Origin of the sequence: Enterobacter cloacae complex sp. (assembly GCF_900322725.1) — a bacterium.
GTDB classification, from domain to species: domain Bacteria; phylum Pseudomonadota; class Gammaproteobacteria; order Enterobacterales; family Enterobacteriaceae; genus Enterobacter; species Enterobacter quasihormaechei.
In genome coordinates this window covers 372,652-390,856 of the sequence record NZ_LT991957.1, presented here as the reverse complement: position 1 = coordinate 390,856, position 18,205 = coordinate 372,652, and the positions used below count along the sequence as shown (strand labels likewise).

The 18,205-nt window shown below is 54.9% G+C and carries 15 protein-coding genes; 11 read left to right on the top strand and 4 right to left on the bottom strand.

Going from position 1 to position 18,205, the window contains the following annotated elements:
- The first annotated feature begins 13 nt into the window (after window positions 1-13).
- The 3 genes from DBR02_RS01780 to DBR02_RS01770 are packed head-to-tail and all read left to right on the top strand — an operon-like array spanning window position 14 to window position 3,178.
- On the top strand, window positions 14-1,405 hold the full coding sequence (locus DBR02_RS01780) for a PTS ascorbate transporter subunit IIC (RefSeq protein ID WP_063450398.1): 1,392 nt from the start codon (window positions 14-16) through the stop codon (window positions 1,403-1,405).
- Window positions 1,402-2,232: a transketolase gene (locus DBR02_RS01775; RefSeq protein WP_107533426.1), complete on the top strand. Its 831-nt coding sequence runs from the start codon at window positions 1,402-1,404 to the stop codon at window positions 2,230-2,232. The genes DBR02_RS01780 and DBR02_RS01775 overlap by 4 nt, the downstream gene beginning before the upstream one ends.
- Entirely contained in the window at window positions 2,225-3,178 is a 954-nt protein-coding gene (locus DBR02_RS01770; protein WP_063868189.1) for a transketolase family protein, read from the top strand. Before DBR02_RS01775 ends, DBR02_RS01770 begins: the two co-directional genes overlap by 8 nt.
- 111 nt (window positions 3,179-3,289) lie before the next feature.
- Here the strand turns inward: DBR02_RS01770 and pta are convergent, their stop codons facing one another.
- Entirely contained in the window at window positions 3,290-5,434 is a 2,145-nt protein-coding gene (gene pta, locus DBR02_RS01765; RefSeq protein ID WP_102750750.1) for a phosphate acetyltransferase, read from the bottom strand.
- Between the two features lie 75 nt (window positions 5,435-5,509).
- Window positions 5,510-6,712 (bottom strand): acetate kinase, encoded by a 1,203-nt coding sequence (gene ackA / locus DBR02_RS01760; RefSeq protein WP_041908924.1) that lies wholly within the window; start codon window positions 6,710-6,712, stop codon window positions 5,510-5,512.
- A 337-nt stretch (window positions 6,713-7,049) separates the two neighbouring features.
- Here ackA and yfbV point away from each other — a divergent pair, with 337 nt between their 5' ends.
- From yfbV to DBR02_RS01740, 4 genes are all read left to right on the top strand, one after another.
- Entirely contained in the window at window positions 7,050-7,505 is a 456-nt protein-coding gene (gene yfbV, locus DBR02_RS01755) for a terminus macrodomain insulation protein YfbV (protein WP_059312846.1), read from the top strand.
- A gap of 92 nt (window positions 7,506-7,597) precedes the next feature.
- Window positions 7,598-8,092 carry a YfbU family protein gene (locus tag DBR02_RS01750; RefSeq protein ID WP_023617380.1) on the top strand — a complete coding sequence of 165 codons (495 nt, stop codon included), beginning with the start codon at window positions 7,598-7,600 and terminating at the stop codon, window positions 8,090-8,092.
- Window positions 8,093-8,103: 11 nt separating this feature from the next.
- Window positions 8,104-8,763, top strand: a complete 660-nt coding sequence (locus tag DBR02_RS01745) for a sugar phosphatase (protein ID WP_063450393.1) — start codon at window positions 8,104-8,106, stop codon at window positions 8,761-8,763.
- A gap of 76 nt (window positions 8,764-8,839) precedes the next feature.
- Window positions 8,840-10,672 (top strand): SLC13 family permease, encoded by a 1,833-nt coding sequence (locus DBR02_RS01740; protein WP_107533425.1) that lies wholly within the window; start codon window positions 8,840-8,842, stop codon window positions 10,670-10,672.
- A 72-nt stretch (window positions 10,673-10,744) separates the two neighbouring features.
- On the opposite strand, the gene yfbR is transcribed toward DBR02_RS01740, so the two are convergent.
- Entirely contained in the window at window positions 10,745-11,344 is a 600-nt protein-coding gene (gene yfbR / locus DBR02_RS01735; RefSeq protein WP_107533424.1) for a 5'-deoxynucleotidase, read from the bottom strand.
- Between the two features lie 116 nt (window positions 11,345-11,460).
- Entirely contained in the window at window positions 11,461-12,675 is a 1,215-nt protein-coding gene (alaA, locus tag DBR02_RS01730; RefSeq protein WP_107533423.1) for an alanine transaminase AlaA, read from the bottom strand.
- A 935-nt stretch (window positions 12,676-13,610) separates the two neighbouring features.
- Here alaA and lrhA point away from each other — a divergent pair.
- The 4 genes from lrhA (at window position 13,611) to nuoC (ending at window position 18,203) form a co-directional block, all read left to right on the top strand.
- On the top strand, window positions 13,611-14,549 hold the full coding sequence (gene lrhA / locus DBR02_RS01725) for a transcriptional regulator LrhA (RefSeq protein WP_102750747.1): 939 nt from the start codon (window positions 13,611-13,613) through the stop codon (window positions 14,547-14,549).
- Window positions 14,550-15,180: 631 nt separating this feature from the next.
- The gene (nuoA, locus tag DBR02_RS01720; protein WP_003861475.1) at window positions 15,181-15,621 is read left to right on the top strand and encodes an NADH-quinone oxidoreductase subunit NuoA; all 441 of its coding nucleotides are present in this window, start codon (window positions 15,181-15,183) and stop codon (window positions 15,619-15,621) included.
- A gap of 15 nt (window positions 15,622-15,636) precedes the next feature.
- Window positions 15,637-16,311, top strand: a complete 675-nt coding sequence (gene nuoB / locus DBR02_RS01715; protein WP_003861482.1) for an NADH-quinone oxidoreductase subunit NuoB — start codon at window positions 15,637-15,639, stop codon at window positions 16,309-16,311.
- An 89-nt stretch (window positions 16,312-16,400) separates the two neighbouring features.
- Window positions 16,401-18,203, top strand: coding sequence for an NADH-quinone oxidoreductase subunit C/D (gene nuoC / locus DBR02_RS01710; protein WP_003861484.1), 1,803 nt, complete (start codon window positions 16,401-16,403; stop codon window positions 18,201-18,203).
- Window positions 18,204-18,205: the final 2 nt, after the last annotated feature.

The window sequence follows — 18,205 nt, the reverse complement described above, 5'->3', positions numbered from 1 at the left end:
AGGCGAGGTGGATATGTTTATCCTTGAAACGCTGAATTTCGTTGTTGATATTTTAAAAGTCCCTTCAGTCCTGGTAGGGTTAATTGCCTTAATTGGTCTTGTCGCGCAGAAAAAAGCCTTTTCTGATGTGGTAAAAGGCACGATTAAAACCATTCTTGGCTTTATTGTTCTGGGCGGTGGCGCCACCGTGCTGGTAGGCTCTTTAAATCCGTTAGGCGGTATGTTTGAGCACGCTTTTAATATTCAGGGCATTATTCCCAACAATGAAGCGATTGTATCCATTGCCCTGGAAAAATACGGTGCCTCGACTGCGCTAATTATGGCCTTCGGGATGGTGGCGAATATTATCGTCGCGCGCTTTACCCGCCTGAAGTATATCTTCCTGACCGGGCACCACACCTTCTACATGGCGTGCATGATCGGCGTGATCCTGACGGTCGCAGGCTTCGAGGGAGTAGGGCTGGTCTTTACCGGTTCACTGATCCTCGGCCTGATTATGGCCTTCTTCCCGGCGATTGCGCAGCGCTATATGAAGCGTATCACCGGCAACGATGAGATCGCCTTCGGTCATTTCGGTACGCTGGGCTACGTGCTGTCCGGCTGGATTGGCAGCAGGGTCGGCAAAGGCTCGCGCTCCACCGAAGAGATGAACCTGCCGAAGAACCTCAGCTTCCTGCGTGACAGCTCGATCTCAATTTCCCTGACCATGATGATTATCTACCTGATCATGGCGGTGAGCGCCGGGCGCGAGTACGTGGAGTCCACCTTCAGCGGCGGGCAAAACTACCTGGTGTACGCCATTATCATGGCGATCACCTTCGCAGCAGGCGTCTTCATCATCCTGCAAGGCGTGCGCCTGATTCTGGCGGAAATCGTCCCGGCCTTTACCGGCTTCTCTGAAAAACTGGTGCCGAACGCGCGGCCTGCGCTGGACTGCCCGGTGGTCTACCCCTATGCGCCAAACGCGGTGCTGATTGGCTTCCTGTTCAGCTTCCTCGGCGGGATTGTGGGCTTGCTGATCTGCGGTCAGTTTAGCTGGGTGCTGATCCTCCCGGGCGTGGTGCCGCATTTCTTCACCGGTGCGACGGCGGGCGTGTTTGGAAACGCCACCGGCGGACGTCGCGGGGCGATGATTGGCGCGTTTGCCAACGGCCTGCTGATCACCTTCCTGCCGGTCCTCCTGCTGCCTGTTCTGGGCGCGATTGGCTTTGCGAATACCACCTTCTCGGACGCTGATTTTGGTGCGGTCGGGATTGTGCTCGGCAATCTTGCGCGCTTCCTGTCGCCGCTTGCCATCACCGGACTGGTTGTTGTGTTGTTCGCACTGCTGGTGGCTTACAACATCTTCGCTAAAAACAAACCTGCGGGCGGTAACGCGCAGGAAAACCCCGGAGCCAAATCATGAATGAGAATGAGATAACCGAACTGGCGCGTCAGATCCGTCTTGAGACCCTGAAATCCCTGACGCAGCTGGGCTTTGGCCACTACGGCGGCAGCATGTCAGTCGTTGAAACGCTGGCGGTGCTGTACGGCGCAGTGATGAAAATAGATCCGGCCGACCCGGACTGGCCAGAGCGCGATTACTTTGTGCTGTCGAAAGGCCATGCGGGCCCGGCGCTCTACAGCACGCTGGCGATTAAGGGCTACTTCCCGGTTGAAGAACTGAGCACGCTGAACCAGAACGGAACGCGTCTGCCCAGCCACCCGGATCGCCTGAAAACCTGCGGCGTGGATGCCACCACCGGTTCGCTGGGGCAGGGGATCTCGATTGCGAGCGGCATGGCGCTGTCGCACAAGCTGGCAGGAAGGCCAAACCGCGTGTTCTGCATCGTCGGTGACGGGGAGCTAAACGAAGGCCAGTGCTGGGAAGCCTTCCAGTTTATCGCTCACCATCGACTGAACAACCTGACCGTGTTCGTGGACTGGAACAAACAGCAGCTCGACGGTGAACTGGACGAAATCATCTGTGCCTTCGACCTTGAGGGCAAATTCCGCGCCTTTGGCTTTGACGTGGTGACGGTCAAAGGGGACGACATTCCGGCACTGCTGAAGGTGACTTCACCGATCCCTGAGGCCGATGCGCGTCCGCGGGTGGTGATCCTCGACAGCATCAAAGGGCAGGGGGTGCCGTACCTGGAACAGCTCAGTAATTCGCATCACCTGCGATTAACCGAGGAGAGCAAAGCGGCGCTCAACGAGACGATTCGCCAACTGGAGGCTTCACATGATTAAGGTTGCACCGGCAGGACAGAAAGATTCGGTTGAGATGCGGAAGGTCTACGCGGGCTTTGTGGCCAGGCAGATTGAGGCCGGGAGCGAGATCGTTGCGCTCGAGGCGGACCTGATGAGTTCGATGGCGATGGACGGCGTAGCGCGGGATTATCCACAGCACGTCATCAACTGCGGCATTATGGAGGCCAACGTGATCGGAACGGCCGCCGGGCTGTCGCTCACCGGACGTAAGCCGTTCGTGCACACTTTTACCGCCTTCGCCAGCCGTCGCTGCTTCGACCAGCTGTTTATGTCCCTGGACTACCAGCGCAATAACGTGAAGGTGATTGCCTCGGATGCGGGCGTGACGGCCTGCCACAACGGCGGGACGCACATGTCGTTCGAGGATATGGGCATCGTGCGCGGTCTGGCGCACTCTGTGGTGCTGGAAGTCACCGATGCGGTGATGTTCGACGACGTGCTGCGTCAGCTTATCGACCTGGAAGGCTTCTACTGGGTGCGCACCATCCGCAAGCAGGCGCCGAGCGTCTATGCGCCGGGCTCAACCTTCACCATCGGCAAGGGCAACGTGTTGCGCGAGGGAAGCGATATCACGCTAATTGCTAACGGCATTATGGTGGCGGAAGCGCTGGAGGCGGCGCGCCAGCTTGAACAGGAGGGGGTAAGCGCAGCGGTCATCGACATGTTTACCCTGAAGCCCATCGATCGGATGCTGGTGAAAAACTACGCCGAGAAAACCGGGCGTATTGTGACCTGCGAAAACCACAGCATTCACAACGGGCTGGGATCGGCGGTGGCGGAAGTGCTGGTGGAAACCTGTCCGGTGCCTATGCGTCGGGTAGGTGTGAAGGAACGTTATGGCCAGGTGGGCACGCAGGACTTCCTGCAAAAAGAGTATGGCCTGACGGCGCATGACATTGTGTCGGCGGCGCGGGAGCTGCTGTAATAAAAAAGGCGACCGGTTAAGTGGTCGCCTTTCTTGCCGGATGGCGCTTCGCTTATCCGGCCTACAAAACCATAGGCCCGGTAAGCGCTAGCGCCACCGGGCTTTTTAACATTACTGCTGCTGCTGCGAAGACTGGATCGCCGTCAGCGCGATGGTGTAGACGATATCGTCAACCAGCGCACCACGGGACAGGTCGTTCACAGGTTTGCGCATGCCTTGCAGCATTGGCCCGATGGAGATCAGGTCTGCTGAACGCTGTACCGCTTTATAGGTGGTGTTACCGGTGTTCAGATCCGGGAAGATGAACACGGTAGCGCGACCTGCAACCGGCGAGTTTGGCGCTTTAGATTTCGCCACGTCAGCCATGACGGCAGCATCGTACTGGAGCGGGCCGTCGATCATCAGATCGGGACGTTTTTCCTGCGCAATGCGGGTTGCTTCACGGACTTTCTCTACGTCGCTGCCTGCACCAGAGGTACCGGTGGAGTAGGAGAGCATCGCTACGCGCGGTTCAATACCGAAGGCAGTCGCGGAGTCAGCAGACTGGATAGCGATTTCTGCCAGCTGCTCTGCGGTTGGATCCGGGTTGATCGCGCAGTCGCCGTAAACGTAAACCTGTTCAGGCAGCAGCATGAAGAACACGGAGGAAACCAGAGAGCTGCCCGGTGCGGTTTTGATCAGCTGCAACGGTGGGCGGATGGTGTTCGCGGTGGTGTGAACCGCACCGGAAACCAGACCGTCAACTTCGTCCTGCTCCAGCATCAGCGTGCCCAGCACGACGTTGTCTTCCAGCTGCTCGCGCGCAACGGCTTCGGTCATGCCCTTGTTCTTACGCAGCTCAACCAGACGGGCAACGTAGCTTTCGCGCACCACTTCTGGGTCAACGATTTCGATGCCAGCGCCCAGCTCAACGCCCTGAGACGCCGCAACGCGGTTGATCTCATCCGGATTACCCAGCAGTACACAGGTCGCGATACCGCGCTCAGCACAGATGGCCGCCGCTTTAACGGTACGTGGTTCGTCGCCTTCTGGCAGAACCACGCGTTTGCCCGCTTTACGCGCCAGCTCGGTCAGCTGGTAGCGGAAGGCTGGAGGAGACAGACGGCGGCTGCGCTCGGAGGTCGCGGTCAGGGATTCAATCCAGTCTGCGTCGATGTAGCCCGCAACGTATTCCTGAACTTTCTCGATACGTTCGTGGTCATCAACCGGCACTTCCAGGTTGAAGCTTTGCAGGCTCAGGGAGGTCTGCCAGGTGTTGGTGTTCACCATGAAGACCGGCAGGCCGGTCGCGAACGCACGTTCGCACAGCTTGCTGATACGCGCGTCCATTTCGTAGCCGCCGGTCAGCAGAATTGCACCGATTTCCACGCCGTTCATCGCCGCCAGGCAGGCAGCAACCAGCACGTCCGGACGGTCTGCGGAGGTCACCAGCAGGGAACCTGCGCGGAAGTGCTCCAGCATGTGCGGAATGCTGCGCGCGCAGAAGGTCACGGACTTCACGCGGCGGGTGTTGATATCGCCTTCGTTGATCACGGTAGCGTTCAGGTGACGCGCCATATCGATTGCGCGGGTGGCAATCAGATCGAAGCTCCATGGCACCGCGCCCAGAACAGGCAGTGGGCTGGAATCTTGCAGCTTAGCCGGGTCAACCTTGATAACTTTCGCTTTGGATGAGTCGTCGAAGATTTCGGACAGGTCAGGACGCGTACGGCCCTGTTCATCAACCGGTGCGTTCAGTTTGTTAACGATCACGCCGGTGATGCTGGTATTTTTCGCACCGCCGAAGCTGCTGCGCGTCAGTTCGATACGCTCTTTCAGCTGCTCTGGGGTATCAGTACCCTGGGACATCACGAAAACGATCTCTGCGTTCAGGGTTTTCGCGATTTCAAAGTTCAGGGACTGGGCAAACTGGTGTTTACGGGTCGGGACCAGGCCTTCAACCAGCACCACTTCCGCGTCTTGCGCGTTAGCGTGGTAGTTGGCGATGATCTCTTCCATCAGCACGTCTTTCTGGTTGCTGGAGAGCAGAGACTCAACGTGGCTCATCTTCAGCGGTTCAGCCGCAGGAAGATTGGAATTCTTACGCACGATGGTGGTGGTCTGGTCTGGCGCATCGCCACCGGCACGAGGCTGGGCGATAGGCTTAAAGACGCTCAGACGAACGCCTTTGCGTTCCATAGCGCGGATCACGCCGAGGCTGACGCTGGTCAGGCCGACGCTGGTTCCGGTAGGGATCAGCATAATAGTACGGGACACGGTTTATCCTCTTTCGTTACCGCCGCGTTGGGCGGGCTACAAAACAGCACCGCCAGCATTGCTGGCGGTGTGGAATCAGGCAGTCAGGCGGCACGCGTCTTGCGCGATGACCAGCTCTTCGTTAGTTGGGATAACGATAGCCGGGCGGGTGCCTTCTTTGTTGATGAAGCCAGACTTGCCGAAGCGGGCAGCCAGGTTACGCTCGTGATCGACTTCGAAGCCCAGTACGCCCAGTTTGCCCAGGGACAGCTCACGTACCATTGCCGCGTTCTCACCGATGCCGCCGGTGAAGATAACCGCGTCCAGACGACCGTCCATCAGCGCGGTATAAGAACCGATGTACTTCGCCAGACGGTGGCAGTAAACGTCCATTGCACGCTTAGCATCTTCTTTGCTGTCGTAGTTGTCTTCAACGTAACGGCAGTCGCTGGTGACTTCGGTCAGACCCAGCAGGCCAGACTCTTTGGTCAGCATTTTGTTGATGTCGTCAACGCTCATGCCCAGGGTGTCGTGCAGGTGGAAGATGATCGCCGGGTCGATATCACCGGAACGGGTACCCATCACCAGACCTTCCAGCGGGGTCAGACCCATAGAGGTGTCAACACACTTGCCGTTGCGGATAGCAGAAACAGAACCACCGTTGCCCAGGTGGCAGGTGATGATGTTGACTTCTTCAACCGGCTTGTTCAGTACTTTTGCGGCTTCCTGAGTCACATAGAAGTGGCTGGTGCCGTGTGCGCCGTAGCGACGTACGCCGTGCTCTTTATACAGGCTGTACGGCAGGGCATAGAGGTAAGACTCTTCCGGCATGGTCTGATGGAACGCGGTGTCAAACACGGCCACGTTTTTGTCTTTCAGATTCGGGAAGGATTTCAGTGCTTCAGCGATACCGATCAGGTGAGCCGGGTTATGCAGCGGTGCGAAAGACGCAGAGTCTTTGATGCCCTGGATCACAGAGTCGTCAATCACCACGGAACTGGTGTATTTTTCGCCGCCGTGGACGATACGGTGACCAATCGCAGTCAGCTGAGCAGACAGTTCTGGTTTTTGTGCCAGAATAGTGTTAACGATAAAGTTCAGCGCTTCACTGTGAGCGGCGCCTGCACCTAAAGCCGCTTCTTGTTTGCTGCCGTCCATCTTCCACTTGATACGTGCTTCAGGCAGATGGAAACATTCGGCCAAACCAGAGAGGTACTCGTCACCGTTGAGCGCATCGATGATGGCGAATTTCAGTGAAGAGCTACCGCAGTTCAGAACCAGTACTAACTTACTCGACATGGAAGTACCTATAATTGATACGTGGCTAAAAAAACGTCAATGAGCCTAAAAGCGTAACGCAAGCTGACCCAGACGTTTATGATTAACATCATGCCAAACGAACATTCTGGCAGGATGGAAGAAATACCTATGATTTTAAGCCATTTTGAACATTTTTCAGACAATGGCATAATATGCGATAATTTGACGAGTTAACGCTTCTCGTCTACGGCCCTATCAGGCTGGCACAGGATACCCGATACGGGGTAGCGATGACAAAATATTTTGAACGTTGTCATAGCCTGTTGTGGTTTTGCACGAAAATTTTAATTTTTATATGTGAAGTTGAGGTACAGCCATGTCGACACCCGAAATCCCGTCCGTAAATTTTTTTAGTCTGTTTCGTCGGGGACAGCATTACGCTAAGACGTGGCCGATGGAAAAGCGCCTGGCACCGATGTTTATTGAGAACCGTACCATCCGCGCCACGCGCTATGCGATCCGCTTTATGCCTCCTGTTGCCGTCTTTACCCTGTGCTGGCAGATAGCATTAGGTGGACAGCTTGGGCCTGCCGTCGCGACGGCGCTCTTTGCGTTAAGCCTGCCGATGCAGGGGTTGTGGTGGTTAGGTAAACGTTCCGTCACGCCACTTCCGCCTTCTATTTTACACTGGTTTTATGAAGTGCGTGGAAAACTGGAGGAGGCCGGGCAGGCGCTCGCCCCGGTTGAAGGCAAGCCGGACTATCAGGCGCTGGCGGACACGTTAAAGCGCGCGTTTAAACAGCTTGATAAAACATTCCTCGATGACTTGTGATTGATCATCGAAACGACGACCAAAAGAAGGCACAGTAACAGTCAGTTACCGTGTCTTTTTTTTACAGTGCAATGCGCTACAGGAGTCGAAAGATGGAAATGACCCATGCTCAACGTCTGATTTTGTCTAACCAGTACAAGATGATGACTATGCTTGATCCCGATAACGCTGCGCGCTACAGCCGCCTGCAAACCATTGTCGAACGTGGCTTTGGCTTGCAAATGCGCGAACTGGATCGCGAATTTGGCGAGCTGAAAGAGGAAACCTGCCGTATCGTTATCGACATCATGGAGATGTACCACGCGCTGCATGTGTCCTGGACCAACCTGAAAGATCGGCAGTCCATTGACGAGCGCCGCGTGACGTTCCTGGGCTTTGATGCCGCGACGGAAGCGCGCTATCTGAGCTATGTGCGCTTTATGGTGAATACTGAAGGGCGCTACACCCATTTTGATGCGGGTACGCACGGCTTCAACGCCCAGACTCCCATGTGGGATAAATATCAACGTATGCTGAGCGCGTGGCACGCCTGTCCGCGTCAGTACCATTTAAGCAGCAACGAAATTCAACAAATCATTAATGCCTGACGGAGGTGCGTGTGCAGTGTAAAGGTTTTCTGTTTGATCTGGACGGTACGCTGGTGGATTCGCTGCCGGTGGTGGAACGCTCGTGGTGCCACTGGGCCGACCGGCACGGCATCGACCATCAGGACGTACTGAATTTTATCCATGGCAAACAGGCCATTACCTCATTGCGGCACTTCCTGGCGGGACGTTCTGAGGAAGAAATTCAGGCGGAGTTCAGCTATCTGGAGCAGATAGAAGCCACCGACACCGACGGCATTACCGCGCTGCCCGGTGCGCGCGAACTGCTTGAGCACCTGAATGAAGCGCAGATCCCGTGGGCTATCGTCACCTCCGGCTCGATTCCCGTCGCGCATGCCCGTCATAAGGCGGCCGGTTTACCGACGCCGGACGTGTTCATTACCGCTGAGCGCGTGAAGCGCGGCAAGCCTGAACCGGATGCGTTCCTGCTCGGCGCTGAACTGCTGGGCCTTGCCCCTGCGGAGTGCGTGGTGGTGGAAGACGCGGCGGCAGGCGTTCTGGCCGGTCTGAATGCCGGGAGCCACGTCATTGCCGTTAACGTACCGGCGGGTTCCCCCCGGCTGGAGGAGGCGGATTTTGTGATTAACACCCTGACCGCCATCGACGTCTCGAAGGCCTCTGACGGGATCGTAACCGTCTCGCTAAAAATGTAATCCCATGATTTAGCCCCGCATTACCGGGGCTTTTTTTATGGCAGAATGGCTTCTCCTCCACTGACAAGGACATGTTGTGAACGGTGAACTGATTTGGGTCCTGAGCCTGCTGTTAATCGCCATCATTCTGTTTGCCACGGGCAAGGTGCGCATGGATGCCGTCGCCCTGTTTGTGATTGTTGCGTTTGTTCTGAGCGGTACGCTTTCCCTGCCGGAAGCCTTTTCCGGGTTTAGCGATCCCAACGTCATTTTGATTGCCGCCCTGTTTATCATCGGCGACGGGCTGGTCCGCACCGGCGTGGCGACAATGATGGGGTCGTGGCTGGTTAAGGTGGCGGGCAGCAGCGAAACCAAAATGCTGATTTACCTGATGCTGACGGTTGCCGGGCTGGGCGCGTTTATGAGCTCAACGGGGGTCGTGGCCATCTTTATTCCGGTGGTGCTGAGCGTCTGCATGAGAATGCAGATCTCTCCGTCGCGGCTGATGATGCCGTTAAGCTTCGCCGGGCTCATCAGCGGCATGATGACGCTGGTCGCGACGCCCCCGAACCTCGTTGTGAACAGCGAGCTGATCCGTGAGGGGCTTGAAGGATTTAGCTTTTTCAGCGTCACGCCGATCGGCCTGGTGGTGCTGGTGATGGGCATTATCTATATGCTACTGACCCGTTTCGCGCTGAAAGGGGAGAGGCAGGACAAAGCCAAAGAGGGCTGGAAGCGGCGCTCTTTCCGCGATCTGATTAAAGAGTACCGTCTGACCGGGCGCGCCCGGCGTCTGGCCATCCGCCCGGGATCGCCGATGGTGGGGCAGCGGCTGGATGATCTTAAGCTACGCGAACGCTACGGCGCGAACGTCATCGGGGTTGAGCGCTGGCGTCGTTTTCGTCGGGTGATCGTTAACGTGAACGGGGTATCAGAGTTCCGCGCGCGTGACGTCCTGCTGATCGATATGTCCACGGCGGACGTAGATCTGCGAGAGTTCTGTAGCGAGCAGCTGCTGGAGCCGATGGTGCTGCGCGGCGAGTATTTCTCCGACCAGGCGCTGGATGTGGGGATGGCCGAGGTCTCCCTGATCCCCGAATCAGAATTATTGGGCAAAACCGTGCGCGAAATCGGCTTTCGTACCCGCTACGGGCTGAACGTGGTGGGCCTGAAGCGCGATGGCGTGGCCCTTGAAGGGGCGGTTGTGGATGAGCCGATCCTGCTGGGGGATATTTTCCTCGTGGTCGGCAACTGGAAGCTGATTAGCCAGCTCGGGCAGAAAGGCCGCGACTTTGTGGTGCTGAACATGCCGATTGAAGAGAGCGATGCATCCCCGGCGCACAGCCAGGCGCCCCACGCGATTTTTTGTCTGGTGCTGATGGTCGCGCTGATGCTGACCGACGAGATCCCTAACCCGGTGGCGGCGATAATTGCCTGTCTGCTGATGGGCAAATTCCGCTGTATCGACGCCGAAAGCGCTTACAAGGCGATTCACTGGCCGAGCATTATTCTTATTGTCGGGATGATGCCGTTTGCCCTGGCGCTTCAGAAAACCGGCGGGGTAGACCTGATCGTTAAAGGCTTGATGGATGCGGGCGGGGGGTATGGCCCGTACCTGATGATGATTTGCCTGTTCGTCATGTGTGCCACCATTGGTTTGTTCATCTCCAATACCGCCACGGCGGTGCTGATGGCGCCCATTGCGCTGGCGATGGCGAAATCCATGGGCGTTTCGCCGTATCCGTTTGCGATGATGGTGGCGATGGCGGCGTCCGCGGCGTTTATGACGCCGGTTTCTTCTCCGGTCAATACGCTGGTGCTGGGGCCGGGGAACTATAAGTTCAGCGACTTCGTGAAGATTGGCGTGCCGTTCACCGTTCTGGTGATGCTGGTATGCGTGGTGCTGATTCCGGTGTTATTCCCGTTTTGAGAACATCGCCGGGTGGTGGCTACGCCTTACCCGGCCGTAGGCTCTGCAAGCGCAGCGCCGCTGAGCAATAAATTACAGCGGCGAATCCTGACTGATCTCATCCAGCGACAGATGGAAGCTTGGCACAAACACGCGCATAAAGTAGTCCATCTCCTCGCTGCGGCGGGATTCCAGCGTTTTCTCCAGGCGCGATTTCGCCAGCAGAAACTCATTATTCCCGGCGGACAGCTCTTCCAGACATTTCAGGTAGGCGCACAGCGCATCGGCCTGCTTGACCAGGGATTTTTCCTCATCCGTGTACTGATGCTCGTCGATCAGCGGCTCGAAGATATCACGCAGCTCTTCGGGTACCATGTCGATCAGCTTCTGCTGGGCAATCTTCTCGATGGCCTTATATTCCTGCGCAATCTGCGAATTGAAGTATTTTACCGGCGTGGGCAGATCCCCGGTCAGCACTTCCGAAGCGTCGTGGTACATCGCCAGCAGGGCAATACGCTCGGCATTCACCTGTCCGTTGAATTTGCGGTTTTTAATCGCGGCCAGCGCGTGCGCGACCATGGCAACCTGCAAACTGTGCTCTGACACGTTTTCAGTACGTACGTTGCGCATCAGCGGCCAGCGGTTGATGAGTTTCAGGCGGGAGAGGTGGGCAAAAAAATGACTCTGACTCATAGGTTACCTTATGTCTTCACTGCGACAGACTTCATTGTGCGGGGAGGGGAGGGAAGATGCAAATTTGCGGATGGTGCAGGCCGGGCAGGCGCAGCGCCACCCGGCAGAAAGGCCAGTTACTGATGATACCCGGAGAGGAAGCGCCCGAAGCGGCTGATGGCCATCTCAAGATCGTCTTCGCGCGGCAGGGTCACGATACGCACGTGATCCGGCCACGGCCAGTTAAACGCCGTACCCTGAACCAGCAGCACTTTTTCCTGCAACAGGAAGTCGAGCACCATTTTCTGGTCGTCGTGAATATTAAAGCGCTTCGCGTCGATTTTCGGGAACATATACAGCGCGCCGTTTGGCTTCACGCAGGAAACACCCGGGATGTCGTTAATCAATTCCCATGCGCGGTTGCGCTGTTCATACAGACGGCCGCCCGGGACGATGAACTCGCTGATGCTTTGATAGCCACCGAGCGCCGTCTGGATCGCATGCTGTGCCGGTACGTTGGCGCACAGACGCACGGATGCCAGCATCTCCAGCCCTTCAATGTAGCCTTTCGCATGTTTTTTCGGACCGTTCAGCACCATCCAGCCCTGACGGAAACCGGCAACCCGGTAGGTTTTAGACAGTCCGTTAAAGGTGACGGTCAGCAGGTCGGGCGCCAGCGCGGCGATAGAGTGGTGCTGCGCCGCGTCGTACAGGATCTTGTCGTAGATTTCATCAGCAAAGATGATCAGGTTGTGCTGGCGGGCGATCTCGACGATCTCCATCAGCAGCTCTTTTGAATAGACCGCGCCCGTCGGGTTGTTCGGGTTGATGATCACAATCCCACGCGTGCGAGGCGTAATTTTCGCGCGAATGTCGTCCAGATCCGGGAACCAGTCAGAGGATTCGTCGCAAAGATAATGTACCGCTTTACCGCTGGAGAGCGATACGGCAGCAGTCCACAGCGGATAGTCCGGCGCGGGAACCAGCATTTCGTCACCGCTGTTCAGCAGCGCCTGCATCGCCTGAACGATCAGTTCCGAGACGCCGTTGCCAATGTAGATATCTTCAACGGTGACGTCGCGCATTCCGCGAGCCTGATAGTGCTGCATAATGGCTTTACGGGCGGAGTAAAGGCCTTTTGAATCACAATAGCCTTGTGCCGTTGGCAGGTTACGGATCACATCCACCAGGATCTCATCCGGCGCTTCAAAACCAAATGGCGCGGGGTTGCCGATGTTGAGTTTCAGAACCTTATTGCCTTCCTCTTCAAGGCGTTTTGCCTCTTTGAGTACCGGGCCACGGATGTCGTAACAGACGTTGTCGAGCTTGCTGGATTTTTCGATAGGGGACATGAACCTTTAACCTTTTCGCTATTATTGCAACTTCCTGCCGTGGAAGCAGCACGGAACAATGTACTCCCACCGCGCCTCGTTTTGAAGGGCGCACAGAAGAAGATTTTGTCCAGTCGGGCAGCGCCGCTGTGATCGCTTAATCTAATGACGGAGTGATTTTGTGCCTGAAATCACCGTGATTACGCTTATTGTTGGGTTTTTTATGCTGAAAATAGCATATAAGTATTAATATTATTCTGGGTAAATAAAAAGACGATCCGGGCTGAGGCAGTAGTCCCTCTGAGTGACCATTCGTAAAACCTGAATGCTCAGATACAGATTGCCATATTAGCAAAGCCAGGTTAAAAGTTACTCATGTGAAATTAATGTTAAGGGTTATTAATGATTGGCCTGAATCTAAATTAAACTTTATTTATTATTAACGACGAAAATGCAACTTTCGTTAATTTTAATAAAAAGAGTGTAGTTGCTTATCATTGGCGTTAAATCCGTATTAGTGCAATAAGACTTATAAATATAGTGGATTTGGGTTAAGATGTGTTTCGGGAATGCAGCAGAGCGATAGGCCTGTTACGTATATCGGATTCTGCTTTCCTGTATTAATCGATTGTTATTGTTAAAGTTATCTCTGGCCGATTGGGTAAGTCACATCTTGCGACGTTGGCAACGCTGCGATATAGATGGCAGAAAACATGTCTTACTCTTTATGGAATTTACATCTACCTGCACACAACGAAATAACCTGAACGCAAGAGAATAAAAATAACGTCATGAAACGTGATTTCTGACTGTTGATATACCACAGTACAATAACTATCTGTCAGGCAGTCTGCCGGGCCGGGATGCGAGGGAAACACTTCAGAAGGAATTGCTTAACCGTTACACACAGCTTCAACCCGGGCAGCTCCGCACGAGCAACCTGAAAGTGAAAAGATATGATAAATGCAAATCGTCCGATAATGAATCTCGACCTCGATCTGCTGAGAACGTTTGTTGCGGTCGCCGATCTCAACACTTTTGCAGCAGCTGCTGCCGCAGTATGCCGTACCCAGTCCGCCGTAAGTCAGCAAATGCAGCGACTGGAACAACTGGTTGGTAAAGAGCTTTTTGCGCGCCATGGACGTAATAAGCTTTTAACAGAACATGGTATTCAGCTTCTGGGTTATGCCAGAAAGATACTGCGCTTTAATGATGAAGCCTGTATGTCATTAATGTTTAGCAATCTTCAGGGAGTGTTAACATTAGGGGCGTCAGATGAATCAGCAGATACCATTTTACCTTTCCTTCTCAATCGAATTAGCTCGGTTTATCCGAAGCTTGCCCTGGACGTTAGCGTTAAACGCAATGCCTTCATGGTTGAGATGCTGAAAGAGAACGAGGTTGACCTGGTGGTCACCACGCATCGACCCGGTCAGTTTGACTGCCTGACGCTGCGTACTTCTCCTACGCACTGGTACTGTGCCGCGGAGTACGTATTGCAACAAGGTGAGCCCATACCCCTGGTTCTGCTGGACGATCCCAGTCCGTTCCGCGATATGGTGCTTGCTGCGCTCAACGAGGCCAGTATCCCCTGGCGTCTGGCGTACGTGGCGTCCACGTTGCCCGCAGTGCGAGCGGCGGTGAAGGCCGGGCTTGGCGTAACGGCCCGTCCGGTTGAGATGATGAGCCCCGACCTGCGCGTGCTGGGCAAATCAGAGGGGCTTCCCTCGCTGCCGGATACGGAGTACATGCTGTGCCATAACGCCGGCAGCAACAACGAGCTGGCAAAGGTGGTATTCGAAGCAATGCAAAACTACCACAATCCATGGCAGTACGCGCATGCTACTCCTGAAGGAGGGGATGACTCGCTGATCGTGGAAGGGGATTTTGAGTGATCGTTTCCTCAAAATTCTCGTAACAAAATGTAAGTGTAAAAAAGAGCCACTCGCATGATTTTTTCATGCGAGTGGTTTTTTTTGCTATTCATAACCGCGGGAGGTGTGTGGATAAGTGAAATAGCGCTTAATTATCAATAAGACAAATACTTTTGATTAATATGTAAACAATAGCTGTTCTATCTTCCCTCATACCCTGCCGATGTTAAAAAAACAGGAAATATGTTGCTGTTTTTTTGATTGAATTAACAAAAGCGTGTCTCAGATCAAGAAAATACTCCTATTTAGGGGGAGGAATCGTTGGCAAATCCTGTCAAAATAGGAGGGTTATTTTTTTTACTTCCAAAACGGACACGATTCAACAAGATGCATTTGACGTAAAGTCACCTGGCCACCAGGGTTAAAGGGCACCAAATGTTAATGAGAATCGCTCGATGTAATTTAATGTGAAGAAACCTTTGTTAAAGTTGACAAAAGGTTATAGATAGGAGTAAAAAACCCCATCATTTTGCTGTCTATGTCTCATTTCTGACAGTTAGTGTAAGGTTATTTTGTTCCTCCCCATGAATCGATGTGATGCCCATCTGCCAGCAAGAGCAGTGTCGTCGGTATCACTTTTGATGAGTAAGCAATGAGTATGTCAACATCCACAGAAGTCATCGCTCATCACTGGGCATTCGCAATCTTTCTTATTGTAGCCATTGGCCTGTGCTGCCTGATGTTAGTCGGCGGCTGGTTCCTGGGCGGTCGCGCCCGCGCAAGGCACAAAAACACACCTTTCGAATCAGGTATTGATTCCGTAGGTACCGCTCGCTTACGCCTGTCTGCCAAGTTCTACCTGGTAGCCATGTTCTTCGTCATTTTTGACGTGGAAGCGCTTTACCTCTTCGCGTGGTCGACCTCCATTCGCGAAAGTGGTTGGGTGGGCTTTGTCGAGGCCGCAATTTTCATTTTAGTGTTACTGGCCGGTCTGGTTTATCTGGTGCGTATTGGCGCGCTGGACTGGACACCTGTGCGTTCACGCCGTGAACACATCAACCCGGAAAACAGTATCTCTAATCGTCAGCAGTAACAGCGAGGCAATAAGATGGATTATACGCTCACCCGCATAGATCCTAACGGTGAGAATGACCGTTACCCCCTGCAAAAACAGGAGATCGTAACTGACCCCCTGGAGCAAGAAGTCAACAAAAGCGTGTACATGGGCAAGCTCGAGCATGCTATGCACGATATGGTCAACTGGGGTCGTAAGAACTCCATCTGGCCCTACAACTTTGGCCTTTCTTGCTGCTACGTTGAAATGGTGACGTCATTCACTGCGGTGCATGACGTTGCGCGTTTTGGGGCCGAGGTACTGCGTGCTTCTCCACGTCAGGCTGACCTGATGGTGGTGGCCGGGACCTGCTTTACCAAAATGGCACCGGTTATTCAGCGTCTTTATGACCAGATGCTGGAGCCAAAATGGGTTATCTCCATGGGTGCATGTGCAAACTCCGGCGGTATGTACGACATTTATTCCGTTGTGCAGGGCGTTGATAAGTTCATTCCGGTGGACGTTTACATCCCGGGCTGCCCGCCGCGTCCAGAGGCCTACATGCAGGCGCTGATGCTGCTCCAGGAGTCAATCGGTAAAGAACGCCGCCCACTCTCATGGGTTGTTGGCGATCAGGGTGTCTATCGCGCGAACATGCAGTCCGAGCGCGAGCGTAAACGTGGTGAACGTATTGCCGTCACCAACCTGCGTACGCCTGACGAAATTTAATTTGCGCCTGTGGGCCTGGAGAATACCTTCGCATATCACTACTCAAATAGCGCGAAGCCAGGCTTAACAGTCACCACGGACCATTTGCAATGGTGAACAATATGACCGACTTAACCGCGCAAGAAGCTGCCTGGCAGACCCGGGATCATCTCGATGACCCCGTCATTGGCGAACTGCGCAACCGTTTTGGGCCGGATGCCTTTACTGTTCAGGCCACCCGCACCGGGGTACCCGTTGTTTGGGTGAAGCGTGAGCAATTACTGGAAGTTGTCGATTTCCTCAAGAAATTGCCAAAACCTTACGTCATGCTGTTTGACTTACACGGCATGGACGAACGTCTGAGAACGCACCGCCAGGGCCTCCCTGCTGCGGATTTTTCCGTTTTCTACCACCTGATATCAATAGACCGCAACACGGATATCATGCTCAAGGTGGCCTTGTCTGAAAACGACATGCATCTGCCGACGATCACCAAACTTTTCCCTAACGCTAACTGGTACGAGCGTGAAACCTGGGAAATGTTCGGCATGACCTTCGACGGCCACCCGCACCTGACGCGCATCATGATGCCGCAGACCTGGACCGGCCACCCGCTGCGTAAAGATTACCCGGCACGTGCCACCGAATTCGACCCGTTTGAGCTGACCAAAGCCAAGCAGGATCTGGAGATGGAAGCGTTGACCTTCAAGCCGGAAGACTGGGGCATGAAGCGCGGTACCGAAAACGAGGACTTCATGTTCCTCAACCTCGGTCCGAACCACCCGTCTGCGCACGGTGCATTCCGTATTATTCTTCAGCTTGACGGCGAAGAGATTGTCGACTGCGTCCCTGACATCGGCTACCACCACCGTGGTGCTGAGAAGATGGGCGAGCGGCAGTCCTGGCACAGCTACATTCCGTATACCGACCGTATCGAATACCTCGGCGGCTGCGTGAACGAAATGCCTTACGTGCTGGCCGTTGAGAAACTGGCAGGTATCACCGTCCCGGATCGCGTTAACGTGATTCGCGTGATGCTGTCTGAACTGTTCCGTATTAACAGCCACCTGCTGTACATCTCCACGTTCATTCAGGACGTTGGCGCGATGACCCCGGTCTTCTTCGCCTTTACCGATCGTCAGAAAATCTACGATCTGGTGGAAGCGATTACCGGCTTCCGTATGCACCCGGCCTGGTTCCGTATCGGCGGTGTGGCGCACGATCTGCCGCGCGGCTGGGACCGCCTGCTGCGTGAATTCCTCGACTGGATGCCGAAACGTCTGGCGTCTTACGAGAAAGCCGCGCTGCGTAACTCCATCCTGAAGGGCCGTTCTCAGGGCGTTGCGGCCTACGGCGCGAAAGAAGCGCTGGAGTGGGGGACCACAGGTGCAGGCCTGCGCGCGACCGGTATTGATTTCGACGTGCGTAAAGCCCGTCCTTACTCTGGCTACGAGAACTTCGACTTTGAAGTCCCGGTGGGCGGCGGCGTTTCCGACTGCTACACCCGCGTAATGCTGAAAGTGGAAGAGCTGCGCCAGAGCCTGCGCATTCTTGAGCAGTGCCTCAACAACATGCCGGAAGGCCCGTTCAAGGCGGATCACCCGCTGACGACGCCGCCACCGAAAGAGCGCACGCTGCAACATATCGAAACCCTGATCACCCACTTCCTGCAAGTTTCCTGGGGCCCGGTCATGCCGGCACAAGAATCCTTCCAGATGATTGAAGCGACCAAGGGTATCAACAGCTACTACCTCACCAGTGACGGCAGCACCATGAGCTACCGTACCCGCGTGCGTACGCCAAGCTTCGCGCACTTGCAGCAGATCCCGGCCGCCATTCGCGGCAGTCTGGTCTCCGACCTGATTGTGTATCTGGGTAGTATCGATTTTGTTATGTCAGATGTGGACCGCTAATT

Coding starts and splice junctions, on each gene's coding strand:
- ackA (WP_041908924.1), bottom strand. CDS start 6,712: ATGTCGAGTAAGTTAGTACTGGTTCTGAACTGCGGTAGCTCTTCACTG.
- nuoC (WP_003861484.1), top strand. CDS start 16,401: ATGGTGAACAATATGACCGACTTAACCGCGCAAGAAGCTGCCTGGCAG.
- yfbR (WP_107533424.1), bottom strand. CDS start 11,344: ATGAGTCAGAGTCATTTTTTTGCCCACCTCTCCCGCCTGAAACTCATC.
- DBR02_RS01775 (WP_107533426.1), top strand. CDS start 1,402: ATGAATGAGAATGAGATAACCGAACTGGCGCGTCAGATCCGTCTTGAG.
- DBR02_RS01780 (WP_063450398.1), top strand. CDS start 14: ATGTTTATCCTTGAAACGCTGAATTTCGTTGTTGATATTTTAAAAGTC.
- nuoA (WP_003861475.1), top strand. CDS start 15,181: ATGAGTATGTCAACATCCACAGAAGTCATCGCTCATCACTGGGCATTC.
- DBR02_RS01770 (WP_063868189.1), top strand. CDS start 2,225: ATGATTAAGGTTGCACCGGCAGGACAGAAAGATTCGGTTGAGATGCGG.
- alaA (WP_107533423.1), bottom strand. CDS start 12,675: ATGTCCCCTATCGAAAAATCCAGCAAGCTCGACAACGTCTGTTACGAC.
- lrhA (WP_102750747.1), top strand. CDS start 13,611: ATGATAAATGCAAATCGTCCGATAATGAATCTCGACCTCGATCTGCTG.
- nuoB (WP_003861482.1), top strand. CDS start 15,637: ATGGATTATACGCTCACCCGCATAGATCCTAACGGTGAGAATGACCGT.
- yfbV (WP_059312846.1), top strand. CDS start 7,050: ATGTCGACACCCGAAATCCCGTCCGTAAATTTTTTTAGTCTGTTTCGT.
- DBR02_RS01750 (WP_023617380.1), top strand. CDS start 7,598: ATGGAAATGACCCATGCTCAACGTCTGATTTTGTCTAACCAGTACAAG.